A 14974-nucleotide genomic window follows, 5' to 3' on the forward strand; every position below is an offset into this window, starting at 1 on the left:
CATACTCCTTAAATTGAAAAAAGTATTATGATTTTATTTACAACTCGTTCATCAAGCCGCTCTATTGATATGGTTCTCGCAGTCTTCTCTAGTTATTAAATCTTTATGTTATTGAATCCTGTGTCTGTAGTGAAACCCCATATATCTTAGCTGCTTTTCACTTAGATTAATCGACATGTCCTCATTCACATTTAAAAATATTTTTGCGGTTTCATCTACTGTTTGTGAAATCATAATGCTTCCTTGGTTATCAAATGAAATTAACTTCTTGTCAAACAGGGCATCATGATTCGGACACAGTAATAACCCATTATCAACATCGAGTCTTTCTTCATTTGTAGAATCACTCCAAGGCTTAATATGGCTCGCAATTAACAGACGCGGATCTATTGCTCCGCATAGTGCACATTTGCATTCTCGATCAAATAATCGCTCTTTAAATTTCCCTTGGCCGATTCGCCCTTTAATTATTCGTTCTTTTTCAGTAATGGTTATCGGTAGATTCTCTACTTGCTTAATTTCTTTTTGTAGTGCATATATGTCATTCGATGGTTGTGATAAACTTGTAAACTTTGCACGGTTATCCTTTAAACGTAGTGGAAATATCCATACAAGACGCTGATTCCCCTCTAGATCTATTTGATGTTCTTGGTATGGTACTCCTGCAAGTTCTACTTGTCCTCGATATGTATATTCTTTTGGTTTCAGCACTTCAAAGAAATGAATTTCAATTCCATTTCGTTCTGATTCAGCTAACGTTAAATTCTGGCTTTGCATTTTCTGATCTCCAACTTGTCCCATTCCCGTATAATGATATATATTATCTATAATTCGATCGTCATATAGCTTTGTCTTATCTGAAATCAGTGTTAAAGTGTTTGTGCGTTTAGATTTACGCATTCCTCCCTGTGGTGCACATAAAAAAACTTCACAAATTTGCTTATTGTTTATAATTTCATTTACTTGTAATGGCTGCATCATCGACATTTAAATCATCCCCTAGAATCTCTCTTTATCTTCTTCTATGGTCTATTGTACTATAATAGGTAGAATTATCCTACAACTTGAGATAGAGTATACACACATGTAGTTTTAAAATTCTTCTTACGTCCTGTGTTATTGATTCATTAATTCTTAGAGGAGGATTGCCTTAAATGTAATATAAATGCGCCCATATCCACAATGGATAGGGCGCTGTTTGCATTCTTAAACAAAACTAATATGTATTTCCAAGCTCCAACCTTTTTTGCACTCAATGCATCGCCCATGCCCCAAAACCGGATTGCCATATGTGATTCCGTCTAATTCAATCGCTGATCCCAAGCAACCTGGACATTTAACTCCTTTAATTTCTTGGGTTAAGAATTCAAGTAAATCAATGTCCCCGTCATACTTAACTTTGAAACTGCACATGTCTTCAATGCACGGATCGCAGATAGGTAGTTCCCATTCTTCTATTACTTCAACGTCCGACTGTCTAAATTGGTGATTACAAACCAAGCAATGGATATCACTCTTTTCCATATACCACATGTTATCATGCCTCCCCAGGATTTAGTTCGTCAAGAAAGTAATAATGTCCTTCTTTTTGGAGAAACAAAAAGCATCCTTGGTGAAAGGTACCTGCGTGAGAAATAATCATGAATGTTTAAACAAACACGAAAGTTTGATGCACAGGTACCTTGATTTCAAGCTCATTCAATAAAACAGGTTATATTTTTGGTGTAATTAGATAAGGATTATCGTCTATCTTATTATTATTCAAAACATTCCAAAAAAAATGCGGTTATCAGCATAAAAATTTTCGTATGTAGTTTTTATATTATTTCTCTTTTCTACCCATTGTTTATATTTATAGGGAATTCTCTTGGCTGCTAAAGAATATATCAGCTCACAGATTTAATCAAAGTTAGGTTCTTTAAGTGTAAGCTTTATTTTTCATCATATCACACCTCAAACTCTCTAACACTTTTCTTTTCATCTTCTGTAAGTCCGAAAAGTTCCATAACCGCTTCATCAATTTTTGTGTTCAAAGTTGTAAACAAGGCTTCATTTCTCGGATTTTTTTTCATTTCGTCCATAAGTTGTTGGACGGTTTCAGCAATAGAATTTTGCTGACTGTCAGTTCCATCAGGAATTGGAAATTCTCCAAGTTCATTAACTTTGAACTGCGGAAAAACACGTCGTTGAAACTTGTCAAACTTCATCATGAACCAAAGTGTAATTATTTTTGAATTAATCACACCGAGAAGATAAAGTGGATTTACTTTTATATCAGTGATAATGATTGAGTTTAAATCATTAATTGAATTATCATCAATAAAAGTTCCTTCTATTGCATAAACCTTATTAGTAGGAATTTGACGAACAAGAATTCTTGGTTTGTCAAATATTGTTAATTCTCTTGGAGCAGCTAAATTTTCACCATACTTTATCCATTCGCCATTCCAAGTTAATTTATATCGACTTACATTTTCTCCATCTAGATATTTCCTATATGAATTATCAATTTGAACAGTAGAATGATAAATACGGTTATTCTTATCTTGACCTGTCATTTTAGGAGATCCTTTTCCAGTTTCATAAGCTTTTATACCTGATTTAACAGTCGCTATTCCCTGCCTATCTAATTTCAAACAAGCATCGACTTTTCGATAAGCATTAATTGCATCGTTATATTTAACCATCGAAAAGCTAAATGTAGGTTTATCTCCAAAGAATGAAGCTCCCACTTTTCCAATTGTATTAAATTCACCAGCTTTTAATTCTGAAACTTCAATCCAGTTTGGTTCATTCTTTTTGAAGAAAATAATACAATTATCAACCGAAGCGTCTGCAAAAATTTTATCTAAAGAGTTAATCAATACGACATCACTTGTTTTCTTTGTGATAAACTCACGAATTTTAGAGTTAGTCTGAATCGTCAAGAAATTATTAGGGATAATATAACTAAATGATCCGCCTTTTCTCATCAATTTATAGGCTAATTCAATAAAAATTGTATAAGTGTTAGCCTGATACTCACTTACTTTGTAAGTTTTAGAATAGTACTTCTTCATATCTTCGCTAAAAGATTGATTACGTGCAAAAATATATGGTGGGTTGCCGATAACAAGATCAAACCCTACAAAATCACCATCTTCGTCAAGAATTTCTGGAAATTCCATACGCCACTCTAATCCCTTTTTGTACATAGGGTTTTGCATAGCTTTTTTGAAGTCTTTTTCTGCCTTTAAAAGTTGCTTACTGACTTCCTCATATCTTTTTTCTACTTCTTCATCGCCAAAAAGCTCTATTTGTTCAACACTAAAAAGCTCTTTTTGAAGCTTATTCAACCGTTTAAGTTCAGGACTTGTAGCAGTATCATCAAATGAAGCTTTAATTTTGTTGATTTTTCCAAAAATATCTGATTTTGTGTGTTTATTATTGGTGCTTTTATACTCCTTAACCAATTGCAAATAGTCTTTGAAATCCTTCTTTCGCATATCAAAGCTAAAATCAAGGTCAAACTTATGTAGTAAACTGTCACCGACTTTAATATTAATATCAATATTTGGCAAGGTCACAAGCTCACCGGATTCATCATAATAAGAATTTTTAAGCAACTCAATCCAAAGACGCAAACGGCAGATATTCGCTGAGTTAGGGTTTATATCCACACCGAACAAACAGTTTTCTATAATATTTTTCTTTTGAATGAATAAAGCTTTTTGAATCCTTGTTGATGGAATATTTCCCAATCGGTAAGAAAAGTTATCCCCTGAGAAGTCTTGAATAATAAGCTCATCATTAGTAACATAGCAATGAATGTCATTGAGAATATTTCCATCATAATCAAACAAACAACGAAGTTCATTTTTTAATGCCACAATTTCGTTAAGCATTGAAACAAGAAAATGACCTGAACCAACCGCGGGGTCACAGATTTTAAGTTTATCAATCGCCTGACCTACTTTTCTTGCTATTTCAATGTTTGTGATTTGGAACTTAATATCTTCAATTGTTTGAGTAGTCCAGTCCAATTCTTGATTAACTTTATCCACAACTGCAGACCGAAGTGCACGACGTGACATATACATTGTGATTTTGCCGGGTGTAAAAAATGAACCGTCAGCATAACCGTTAATTTTTTCAAAGATCAGCCCAAGTACAGAAGCATTAATTAGCTGATTTTGAGAATTTACTTTACGGGTGATAGTTGTCGAAAAATCAAAGGAATTTAAAAATTCAAATAGATATTGATGAAAATCCATTCTGCCAGATTTTCTTTTACCTCCAGCACCTTTAAGAACTGTTTTACTATAAACCTGAATATCTTCTTCACGCAAACGGTCAATCGTAATTCCATCACGTCCACGCTCTAGTTCAGTTTCTTCAAAAAGTGAACTATTCAAATATGGAATATAGCCAAATTTTTCTTCTAATCGTTTATCACGTTGCTCGTGTCGTTTTGCTAATATACCAAAAAAGAGATCACTTAAGTCGCCATAATTTTTGATTTTATCGTAGGTCAAAAACTTAAATTTTTCATCATCGTTAAATGTAACAAGCTGGGATTCAAGAAGTTTTAAGAATAAAATTCGGTTGATCCACACTACAGCTAGTTGAACAGCATTGTCGTGTTGCTTTTCCACATGCACATCATTTTGATTCAAACGGCTGATAATTGATTCTACTAGCGAAGCATATTGCCGTTTTTCAGGCTTCAAACGTTTGATTACTTTTGAAGTACCTTCCTTTACTTCTTCCAGACCCATAATATAAAGTAGCTCATCGTAAAATGATTTATTCAGTTTATTAGAATCAGTAAAAATCTCTTTGTTCAAAAGATTTTCAGCTGAGAAAAAACGGTAAAGTTGAGTGAGATTACTTTTTTTAAGCTTAAATGGTTTTCTTGAAGCGAGCGCATCTCTTAGATTAAAATGAGCTATCGCAATACCTTTTTCAATAGCTTTGTTAATTTCAGGATAAATAACTTCTGTATAAAGAAAATCCGTTGTAGGACTTGAAAGTTGATTTTTCCGCCATTTATTATACATATCATGAAGTTGTTTATTCTTATAGAAATATTTTTCAAATTCTTTTGCTTCTATCACAAACCAAGAAAGACCATTCGTTATAATAATTTTTTTAATTTCTAAATTATTTGAAACAATCCGTTCATAAAGATAATATGAAACAGCTTCTTGAAACGCTTTAGTATTGATATTATCAGTTCTCATCATTTCATTAACATTATTCAAACGTTTTGTTTCTATGATGACACCAAGTGAGCTTGTACTATCTTGGCCGTTATAAATAGCGAGATCAATTCTATTGCTTGTGTTGATGAAATTCTTCGGAAGAAGTGACTTCAAAAAATCAGAAATAAGATTTTTTTGATGTTCCTCAGATTCGTTTTGTTTATTTTGAAGGGTTTCAAGATAAGAAATAAGTTTTTTCTCAAACTCCTCTTTCTCATCTTCTTGTGGCATTATGGCTTGAACATTTTTGTTCATGCTTTCTTTAAGAGTAAGACCTTTAATTGTCATTAAAAATCCTCCCTTGTTAAACAGTAGTGTACAAGCTTATGAAAATAGGTCTGTTTAATATTCGATGGAAAAAGGACGTTATTTTGCTTAATCATTAAATTCATAACCTTTCCTCATAAAATTCTATATTAGTGATAGCTGCCTGTGTAAGACACACTCTTTTCTTTCATTGTCATCCAACACAATCTTTTGCACAAGGCTATTGGCTTATTTCATATTTAAAATCCGCTCAACGACAGCTAAACGTCTTTTGCCACTCTGCTGTTGAACCACTTTTGTGAAGGTATCATTTTTTATTAGTTTGTCCGCATTGTGTTCATACATACTATTCACACCACTATTAATTCTTCTTCTTTGATTTTTTCTTCCCAATACGCATCAACTAATAGATTTAAGGCACTCGCCAAATATCGTAGCGTACGGTAAAAGAGCTTTACTCCCATGGACATCACCTCATTGCATCGCATTTTTTACTTATCCCTTACTTTACTATTACCTCGTTGTTAACTCAATACTTTTCCTGAAGTTGGCAATGTCTTGAGAAAATGATGCCCATGTAGTACACGATCAAGTTTGTTTCAGCAGACATGATGGATTAAACATTCACGATAGTTTGATGCCCAAAGATTACAGATGGTTATTGCTTAGAGCCTGTAAACATAGGTTCGACTCCCACCGTCTCCACACTTCAAGGTTTTGCATTGTGTAGTAATCATTTTTTCGTCTAACAGAATAATCCATTTCACTTCCAAACTTCTAAACAACTTCATTAAACGTGCAGTGTATAGCTAGATATTTTCTACCAATAAATTCTTCTGAGATTTATCCCAGTATGTAATAACCATACAAAATGAAAGTTCTATATACAGATACTTTAATAAGAATTGTGCATAAAACAAATCGAACACTAAAAATATTTGTTATAGATTTAAGACTTACACAGGCAGCGCTATAGGTTACTGTAAAAAATACGATAGCGCCGTTAGACGGCAGTCCCTAGCACCAGTATTAAATTCTCTTCTTTTCTAACAAAAAAGCGGAGCGAAAGCGCAGCCTACCAATTAATCTTGGTTTTGAAGTGGTGCAGCAATGAATTGGTCGCTACTAATTTGTCATTTCGGGAGTATTAATCCTTCCGCGGGCGGTACTAGATATTCGCAGAGAGCTTATGAGCGCCTTATGCGATTTATGAGCACTTCCCAGGGTTTATGATCACTTTCCGCAATTTATGAGAGGCTGAGCATCTTTCAACCCAAAACAAAAACACCATCCAAGGGATGGTGTTTCACCATATTTCTATGGAGACGGTGGGAGTCGAACCCACGTCCAGAGGCTCTAATACGTAAACGTCTACGCGTGTAGTTTTCCTATTTGGTTTCGCGCTGCAGTATGCCGGAAGACAGGGCGTCGTGCGCGCTATTTCGGAAGTCTCTTCTGGGGAGCCTCGAAAAGCAGCATCCAGCGTATCCCACTATAGGTTGAGCCTTACAATGCCACATGGGCGATGGTATTGCAAGGCAGATTCAACAGCTTACGCTGCGAATGCTAGGTTGTTGTTTGTTTTGCCTGTTATTATTAAGGTCCGTTTCTGACGGAGACGAGCCTCCGACGCGCAGCTCACGCTTAGACCACCCCTGTCGAATCCGTAACGTCCCCGTTAAAGGGATGTCCGGGAGTCGTCTGGAGTCATCAGCAGCCTCCTGCTGATGCTAAGACTATCGGAACTGTCTTGCTGTAACCAGTATACCGCATCGACTGTCATTTATCAATATTGCTGTTTGTCTTTGAATGCGCGCTGCATATCCCGTTTCGCTTCTTTTTCTTTCAAGTCATGACGTTTGTCGTATAACTTCTTCCCTTTACCGACACCGATCAAGACTTTCGCGAATCCGTCTTTGATATACATTTTCAAAGGAACGATTGCAGTCCCTTTTTCTTTCGTCTGTCCGATCAACGAACTGATCTGCTTTCGATGCATCAGTAGTTTACGAGAGCGGACCGGGTCATGGTTGAACTGATTGCCTTGCTCATAAGGACTGATGTGCATATTGGAGATCCAGGCTTCGTTGTTCCGGATGAGTACGAACGCGTCTCTCAGCTGCACTTTCCCGTTACGGATCGACTTGATTTCCGTTCCTTGCAGGACAATCCCTGCTTCGATCGTTTCTTCGATTGCAAAGTCGTAATTGGCTTTCTTATTGACTGCTAACACTTTTCCTTTGCCTTTTGCCATCGTCATTCACCCTCCCGTGAAACCGAATGGCCAGTTGGCAATCCGGTTCACTTTCTTTTTCTAGGTTTTTGTTTCTTTTTCTTTGCTACACCTTCGTAAAACCGCTTCTTTTCACTTCCGCCAGACTTTTTGGCAGCCGGCTTTCCAGAATGATTCGGTTTACCTGAATCAGGTTTCTTAAAGCCTTTCCCCTTTGAATCTCCGGAATTCCTGCCTTTCGCATGGATGACTTTCGGCGTTTCTCTGCGGGATCTATGGAACGTCTTCTTCATATCCGCAATTTCAAAGTCAATAGAAGATTCTTCCGGTTTCACAGCTGTCACTCTTACTGTGACTTCATCCCCAATTCGGAATTGCTTGCCGGTATGCTCCCCGATCATCATCATTTGACGGTCGTCGAAACGATAGTAATCGTCTGTCATGTAGCTGACGTGAACGAGTCCTTCGATCGTGTTCTCAAGCTCAACGAACAAACCGAAATTCGTGACGGAAGAAATGACGCCTTCGAATTCTTCGCCGATTTTGTCCAACATGAATTGCGCTTTCTTCAATGCATCCGTGTCCCGTTCAGCATCGACTGCACGGCGTTCCATATCAGATGTATGCTGGGCGATTTCCGGTAATTCCGCATCCCAATGTGCAATTGTTTTACCGGACACGTCTTTTTCAAACAGATACGTCCGAATGAGACGATGGACAATCAAGTCCGGGTAACGACGGATCGGTGATGTGAAGTGTGTATAGAAGTCTGCGGATAACCCGAAGTGGCCGAGACTTTCCTGATAATACTTCGCCTGTTGCATGGAGCGTAAGAGCATCGTTGAAATGACCGTCTCTTCAGGAAGACCTGAAATGGACTCTGTGATTTCTTGCAATGCCCGTGGATGCACTTTGTTGCCCGCACCTTTTACAACGATACCGAAGTTTGTAAGGAATTCGAATAATCGTTGGAGTTTCTCCGGTTTCGGGTCTTCGTGAATCCGGTACATGAACGGAACTTGCATCCAATGGAAATGTTCCGCGACCGTTTCGTTCGCAGCCAGCATGAATTCTTCAATCATTCGTTCAGCAACAGTGCGTTCCAAGATTTTAATCTCTTTCGGCCAGCCTTCTTCATCCACCAATACTTTCGATTCTTTGAAGTCGAAGTCGATGGCACCACGGTCTGCACGCTTTTGACGGAGTGTCGCCGCAAGCTCAGCCATATCCGTTAACATCGGAACGATTTCCGAGTACTTCGTACGCAACTCTTCATCCAATTGGTCAACAATTTGGTAAACGTCCTGATACGTCATGCGGTAATCGGAATTGATGACACTTGGGTAGATTTCGTGGTGCGTCACTTTTCCGTTCCCGTCGATTGTCATTTCACATGTCAGGGTCAGGCGATCCACATCAGGGTGTAACGAACAGATCCCGTTCGACAGCTTATGTGGAAGCATCGGGATGACGCGGTCTGTTAAGTAGACACTTGTTCCGCGATCGTATGCTTCTGCATCCAGTGGAGTGTTCTCTGTGACATAGTAACTCACGTCCGATATATGGACGGATAGCGTATGTGTGCCATCTGTGTTTTTCACGAGTGAAATTGCATCATCCAAGTCTTTCGCATCTGCACCATCGATTGTAATCGTCAATACATCTCTCAAGTCTCTGCGTTTGAAAAGATCCGCTTCCTGGATTTCTGCAGGGATTTTGTCCGTCTGCTGAAGAACTTCAGGCTGGAACTCGATTTCGATTCCATGTTTGTGGATGATGGACAGGATGTCGACACCCGGATCGTTTTTGTGACCGAGGATTTGGACAACCATTCCTGTCGCAGATTTCATGTCACTAGGGAATTCCGTGATTTCCGCTACCACTTTATGGCCTTCGATCGCTCCTAGGTTATTCCCTTTTGCAATGAAGATATCCATCGGCAGCTTTTTGTCGTCTGGAATGACAAATCCGAACCCTCGGTTGTCTTGATACGTCCCGACCACTTTCGTCGTTTTACGTTCAGCAATCCGGATGATGGCCCCTTCACGACGATCTCCGAAAGAGCTGCTCGATACACGTACGAGAACGATATCGCCATTCATTGCACCATTGACTTCAGTCGGCGGGATGAAAATATCATCCATCCCTTCAGTTTCCGGTGTTACAAAACCAAATCCTTTTGCATGTCCGATGAATTTTCCGCGTACTAAATTCATCCGTTCAGGAACGCCATAACGATTCGTCCGCGAGCGGATGATGAGACCTTTTTGTTCTAAATGAACGAGCATTTTCACTAACTCTTTAAATTCTGCTGCCTGTTCCATACCGAGTAATTCCTGGATTTCTTGTACGGTAAGGGGCTTATAAGAATCATCTTTCATCGTTGAAAGAATTTTTTGTTCCAATTCTTTTTCAAAGTTTTCCAACTCTCATCCCTCCTTGTCTAGTTAGTATTGCCTGATTCGGGGTTCATTAATCCTCCCAATCAAGCGATTCGAGAAACTCGAATATCTCTTCGTGAAGTTCATTTTTCTCAGGCCCTAATGTGATGACATGTTTCGATTTCTCGTAGTGTGAAATCTTTTTGTCTGTCGACTCTGCGTTGTCATAGATGATTTGTCCTGAATTCGTGTCGATCACTTCATCGTGAGTGGACTGGACCACTAGCAGCGGTGCGTAGATCGTATCCACTTCAGCTCTCACGTTTTCGATCAGCTTTTGAAGATCGACGAGCGATGGCATCGACTTGCCACGCAATGCGGTTACTTCTTCTTCGATGGTTTCCTCGTCTTTTCCTTCAAGCTTTTTATATTCACGGGCGTAGTGGAGAACCCCTTCATACATCTGGTCCAAAGAACGCATCGACATCGGGGCATTCATTGTTACAATGCCTACCACTGGCCGCTCTGCTCCTAATTTCAGTGAAAATACGCCACCCAATGATAATCCGGCTACAGCAATCTGTTCATAGCCTTTTTCTTTTAGTTGGTCATAAGCTTCCACGACATCCGGCCACCAGTCAGCCGGACCTGTTTGAATCAGGTCTTCTGCAGGACCGCCATGCCCTTCATAATGCGGAGCGAGGGATGTATACCCTTTCTTCTCCAAGAATCGGCCGATCATTCGTACATCGGCAGAGGTCCCTGTAAATCCATGCAGCAAAAGCACTGCCCGCTTTCCATGTTCAAAAAAGAAAGGCTTTGCATGAGAAACTTTCACGCGACCTTACCTCCAATCATTACCAAACCAGTTTTGAATAAAAAAGCCTGGCCGTACAGATGGCCAGGCGGAAATTGCTTCTTTTTATATTTTCACGATCGCAATCGCCAGTACGAAGAACAGCACGGAAAGTACAATTGTAACGCGCTGCAAGACTAGGTCTAGACCGCGTGCCTTTTGTTTACCAAATAACTGTTCAGCACCACCGGAGATGGCTCCTGATAGGCCTGCACTTTTCCCTGATTGCAGTAAGACAACGACAATTAGTGAAAGTGAGACAATCACGAGCAATGTCATTAATAACGCGTGCATAATGTTCCACCTCCTGAAACAGAACTCAAGTACCTTACCAGTTTACCAAACTCTAGCAATCGAGACAACCGCTGATTGCAGCAGTTGTCTCTAAGTTCTGCTTATTGTTGCTTCAAGTTATAAAATGTTTGTTTGCCAAGGTACTGTGCTGTTTCGTCGAGTTGGTCATCGATGCGCAGCAATTGGTTATACTTCGCTACGCGATCTGTACGTGAAGGAGCACCTGTCTTGATTTGACCAGCGTTTGTTGCGACTGCAAGATCAGCAATTGTTGTATCTTCTGTTTCGCCTGAACGGTGAGAGATGACTGCTGTGTAGCCCGCACGCTTCGCCATTTCGATTGCATCGAATGTCTCAGTGAGTGTACCGATCTGGTTCACTTTAATAAGAATCGAGTTCCCGACGCCTTCTTGAATACCGCGTGACAATTTTTCTGTGTTCGTTACGAAAAGGTCATCGCCTACAAGTTGTACACGTTTGCCAAGGCGGTCTGTTAAGAGCTTGTGGCCTGCCCAGTCGTTTTCGTCCAAACCATCTTCGATTGAAATGATTGGATACTTGTTGACTAACTCTTCGTACCAGTCGACCATCTCTTCAGAAGTTTTTACGATCCCTTCGCCAGATAGATGATACTTGCCATCTTCTTTGTTGAAGATTTCCGAAGCCGCAACGTCCATTGCCAGCATAATATCTTCGCCAGCTTTGTAACCTGCTTTTTCGATCGCTTCGACAATCGTAGAGAGTGCTTCTTCGTTCGATGATAGGTTTGGTGCGAATCCGCCTTCATCACCTACTGCAGTGTTCAATCCTTTTTCGTGAAGAACCGCTTTCAATCCGTGGAAGATTTCCGCTCCCATACGAAGTGCATGGCGGAATGATTCAGCGCCAACCGGCATGATCATGAATTCTTGGATATCGACGTTGTTATCTGCGTGCTCTCCGCCGTTGACAATGTTCATCATCGGAACAGGAAGTTGCTTCGCGTTGACGCCGCCAAGGTATTGATACAACGGAATATCCAAATAGTCAGCTGCTGCATGAGCGACTGCCATCGATACACCTAGAATCGCGTTCGCTCCAAGTTTGCCTTTGTTATCTGTACCATCCAGTTCGATCAGCGCTTTGTCAATCACGACTTGGTCGAGGACTGAATAGTTTTCTTCCAGCGCATCTGCAATGACTTCGTTGACGTGATCTACAGCTTTTAGCACGCCTTTTCCAAGGTAGCGGTCTTTGTCGCCATCGCGCAGTTCAACGGCTTCGTATTCTCCCGTTGACGCTCCTGATGGTACAATCGCCCGACCAAATGCTCCGCTTTCTGTGAACACTTCGACTTCAACTGTTGGATTCCCTCGTGAGTCGAGTACTTCTCTAGCTTGGACAAGTGTAATGATTGGCATGCAAATCTCTCCCTTTAGTTAAAATAATGGCGTTCCTGTCATTTCTTCTGGCTGGTCAATACCTAGCAATTTTAACATGGTTGGCGCCAGATCAGCGAGAATACCGCCTTCTCTTAGTGTCACGCCGTCTTTCGTCACGATCACTGGCACTGGATTCGTCGTATGCGCAGTCATAGGTGCACCTTCGATTGTCATCACTTCGTCTGCATTTCCGTGGTCCGCTGTTATGATCGCGGCACCACCTTTAGCAAGCAGCACATCCAGGATGCGACCGACACATTCATCTGTCGTCTCGACTGCTTTCACAGTCGGTTCCAGCAGCCCGCTATGGCCGACCATGTCGGGATTGGCAAGGTTGAGGATGAACGCATCGATTTGGTCCTCTTGTAGTTCTTTGATGAGCGCATCCGTTACTTCGTACGCACTCATTTCAGGTTTCAAATCATACGTCGCAACTTTAGGTGAAGGGATGAGAATTCTCTTCTCGCCTTCGAATTCTTCCTCTCGTCCCCCGCTCATGAAGAACGTCACGTGAGGATATTTTTCGGTTTCCGCGATTCGCAGCTGACGGATATTGTTCTGAGCAAGAACTTCTCCAATCGTGTTTTTCAAATCTTGACTTGCAAATACAACTTGAGAAGCGACTTCAGCACTGTAATCCGTAAATGTAACGAATTTCAAATCCGTGTATTGCTTCGCTGAAAAGCCGTCAAAACCATTTTGAGTGAACGCACGTGATAATTGAATCGCGCGGTCAGGTCGGAAATTGAAAAATATAGCGGAGTCTCCCTCGGAAATCCGAACAGGAGCCTGGCCCTCTTGTTGAACGATGAACGGCACAACGAATTCGTCAGTCACGCCCGCATCGTAGGAAGCTTGGACACCCTCTTCGGCTGATGCATAGACAGGACCTATGCCATTGACCATGACATCGTACGCCAACTGGATGCGTTCCCAGCGATTATCGCGATCCATCGCATAATAGCGGCCGGAAATCGAGGCAAGCTGTCCTACCCCAACCGATTTCATGACTTCTTCTGTCCGTTCGATGTACGTTAACGCAGTTTTAGGTCCGACATCTCTTCCGTCCAGAAACGCATGGACATATACCTTGCGGAGCCCATTCATTTCAGCGAGTCTGAGCAATGCAAACAAATGCTCATAGTGACTGTGGACACCGCCATCAGATAGCAGCCCCATCAGATGCAGTGCGCCGTCATTCGCTTTTGCATGTTGGACAGCCGCGAGCAGCGCTTCGTTTTGGAAAAAGTCGTTTTCCCGGATCGACTTATTGACCCGTGTAAGGCTTTGGTAAACAATACGGCCTGCTCCGATGTTCAAGTGACCGACCTCGGAATTCCCCATTTGACCTTCAGGCAATCCGACCGCTTCCCCGCACGCCGTTAACGTGGAGTGGGGATAAGCGTTCCATAATCGCTCATAATTCGGTTTCTTTGCATGCGCCACAGCATTTCCGGAAGTTTCTGAGCGCAGGCCAAAACCGTCCATAATGATTAAACCAACAGGACCTTTAGGCATTCGCTCCGGCCTCCGCGAGTGCGGCGAACGATTCCGGATCGAGGCTTGCTCCACCGACTAATGCTCCATCGATATCGCTCATCGATAGGAGTTCTTCAATGTTACCTGGTTTTACACTGCCGCCGTACTGTATACGAATCGCTTGTGCCACAGAATCTGAATACAGCTCTGCAAGGACTTCGCGGATCTGCCCGCACACTTTGTTCGCATCCTCAGCAGTTGCTGTACGTCCAGTACCAATCGCCCACACCGGTTCATAGGCAACGATTGCTGAAGCAGCGTCTGTTTCACTCACTCCCGCAAACGCTTTCTTCACTTGTTCCGAGACAATTGCAGATGTCGCGTTGTTTTCACGTTGTTCCAGAGTCTCACCGACGCATACGATCGGTGTGAGCTGATGTTCGAAAGCTGACTTCACTTTACGATTCACGGAGTCGTCTGTTTCGTTATAGTATTGTCTACGTTCAGAGTGCCCCAGCACAACCAATTCGACACCTATACTTTTCAGCATTGCAGGGCTGATTTCACCCGTGAATGCGCCTTCAGTTTCCTCATGCATCGTTTGCGCAGCAATTCGGATCGGCAGTCCTTTTGACTTTTCTACGAGTGCAGCCAAATACGGTGCCGGTGGACAGATGACAGTTTCAGTCTTGTCACTTTCCTTCAACTTCCCAGCAAGCGCCTCCACAAAGGCAACAGCTTCATCCATTGTTTTGTACATCTTCCAGTTTCCTGCGATAATCGGTTTTCTCATGAGTAGT

The 14974-nt window shown here is 41.2% G+C and carries 10 protein-coding genes and 1 other RNA gene; all 11 read right to left on the reverse strand.

What is annotated here, in order from left to right:
- Positions 1-108: 108 nt before the first annotated feature.
- Positions 109-987 (reverse strand): HNH endonuclease, encoded by an 879-nt coding sequence (locus H9659_RS15465; protein ID WP_225217793.1) that lies wholly within the window; start codon positions 985-987, stop codon positions 109-111.
- Between the two features lie 219 nt (positions 988-1206).
- Positions 1207-1533 (reverse strand): hypothetical protein, encoded by a 327-nt coding sequence (locus H9659_RS11215; RefSeq protein WP_191690511.1) that lies wholly within the window; start codon positions 1531-1533, stop codon positions 1207-1209.
- A gap of 413 nt (positions 1534-1946) precedes the next feature.
- The gene (locus H9659_RS11220) at positions 1947-5531 is read right to left on the reverse strand and encodes a DUF7149 domain-containing protein (RefSeq protein ID WP_191690513.1); all 3585 of its coding nucleotides are present in this window, start codon (positions 5529-5531) and stop codon (positions 1947-1949) included.
- A gap of 1296 nt (positions 5532-6827) precedes the next feature.
- Positions 6828-7187, reverse strand: a transfer-messenger RNA (tmRNA) gene (ssrA, locus tag H9659_RS11225).
- Positions 7188-7296: 109 nt separating this feature from the next.
- A complete protein-coding gene (gene smpB, locus H9659_RS11230; protein WP_191690515.1) occupies positions 7297-7764 on the reverse strand; it encodes an SsrA-binding protein SmpB in 468 nt (155 codons plus the stop codon).
- A 47-nt stretch (positions 7765-7811) separates the two neighbouring features.
- On the reverse strand, positions 7812-10169 hold the full coding sequence (rnr, locus tag H9659_RS11235; protein WP_191690517.1) for a ribonuclease R: 2358 nt from the start codon (positions 10167-10169) through the stop codon (positions 7812-7814).
- 46 nt (positions 10170-10215) lie between these two features.
- A complete protein-coding gene (locus H9659_RS11240; RefSeq protein WP_191690519.1) occupies positions 10216-10962 on the reverse strand; it encodes an alpha/beta hydrolase in 747 nt (248 codons plus the stop codon).
- An 84-nt stretch (positions 10963-11046) separates the two neighbouring features.
- The gene (gene secG / locus H9659_RS11245; protein WP_191690521.1) at positions 11047-11274 is read right to left on the reverse strand and encodes a preprotein translocase subunit SecG; all 228 of its coding nucleotides are present in this window, start codon (positions 11272-11274) and stop codon (positions 11047-11049) included.
- Positions 11275-11375: 101 nt separating this feature from the next.
- Complete coding sequence (gene eno / locus H9659_RS11250; RefSeq protein ID WP_191690523.1) at positions 11376-12674, reverse strand: phosphopyruvate hydratase; 1299 nt, start codon at positions 12672-12674, stop codon at positions 11376-11378.
- Between the two features lie 18 nt (positions 12675-12692).
- A complete protein-coding gene (gene gpmI, locus H9659_RS11255; protein ID WP_191690525.1) occupies positions 12693-14213 on the reverse strand; it encodes a 2,3-bisphosphoglycerate-independent phosphoglycerate mutase in 1521 nt (506 codons plus the stop codon).
- Positions 14206-14967 carry a triose-phosphate isomerase gene (gene tpiA, locus H9659_RS11260; RefSeq protein WP_191690527.1) on the reverse strand — a complete coding sequence of 254 codons (762 nt, stop codon included), beginning with the start codon at positions 14965-14967 and terminating at the stop codon, positions 14206-14208. The genes gpmI and tpiA overlap by 8 nt, the downstream gene beginning before the upstream one ends.
- Positions 14968-14974 lie beyond the last annotated feature (7 nt).

It is taken from the genome of Sporosarcina gallistercoris (assembly GCF_014836415.1).
GTDB lineage: Bacteria > Bacillota > Bacilli > Bacillales_A > Planococcaceae > Sporosarcina > Sporosarcina gallistercoris.

Bases quoted from the DNA above. Each gene is read 5' to 3' on its own strand.
- H9659_RS15465 (WP_225217793.1), bottom strand. From the start codon at position 987: ATGTCGATGATGCAGCCATTACAAGTAAATGAAATTATAAACAATAAG.
- H9659_RS11215 (WP_191690511.1), bottom strand. From the start codon at position 1,533: ATGTGGTATATGGAAAAGAGTGATATCCATTGCTTGGTTTGTAATCAC.
- H9659_RS11220 (WP_191690513.1), bottom strand. From the start codon at position 5,531: ATGACAATTAAAGGTCTTACTCTTAAAGAAAGCATGAACAAAAATGTT.
- smpB (WP_191690515.1), bottom strand. From the start codon at position 7,764: ATGGCAAAAGGCAAAGGAAAAGTGTTAGCAGTCAATAAGAAAGCCAAT.
- secG (WP_191690521.1), bottom strand. From the start codon at position 11,274: ATGCACGCGTTATTAATGACATTGCTCGTGATTGTCTCACTTTCACTA.
- eno (WP_191690523.1), bottom strand. From the start codon at position 12,674: ATGCCAATCATTACACTTGTCCAAGCTAGAGAAGTACTCGACTCACGA.
- gpmI (WP_191690525.1), bottom strand. From the start codon at position 14,213: ATGCCTAAAGGTCCTGTTGGTTTAATCATTATGGACGGTTTTGGCCTG.
- tpiA (WP_191690527.1), bottom strand. From the start codon at position 14,967: ATGAGAAAACCGATTATCGCAGGAAACTGGAAGATGTACAAAACAATG.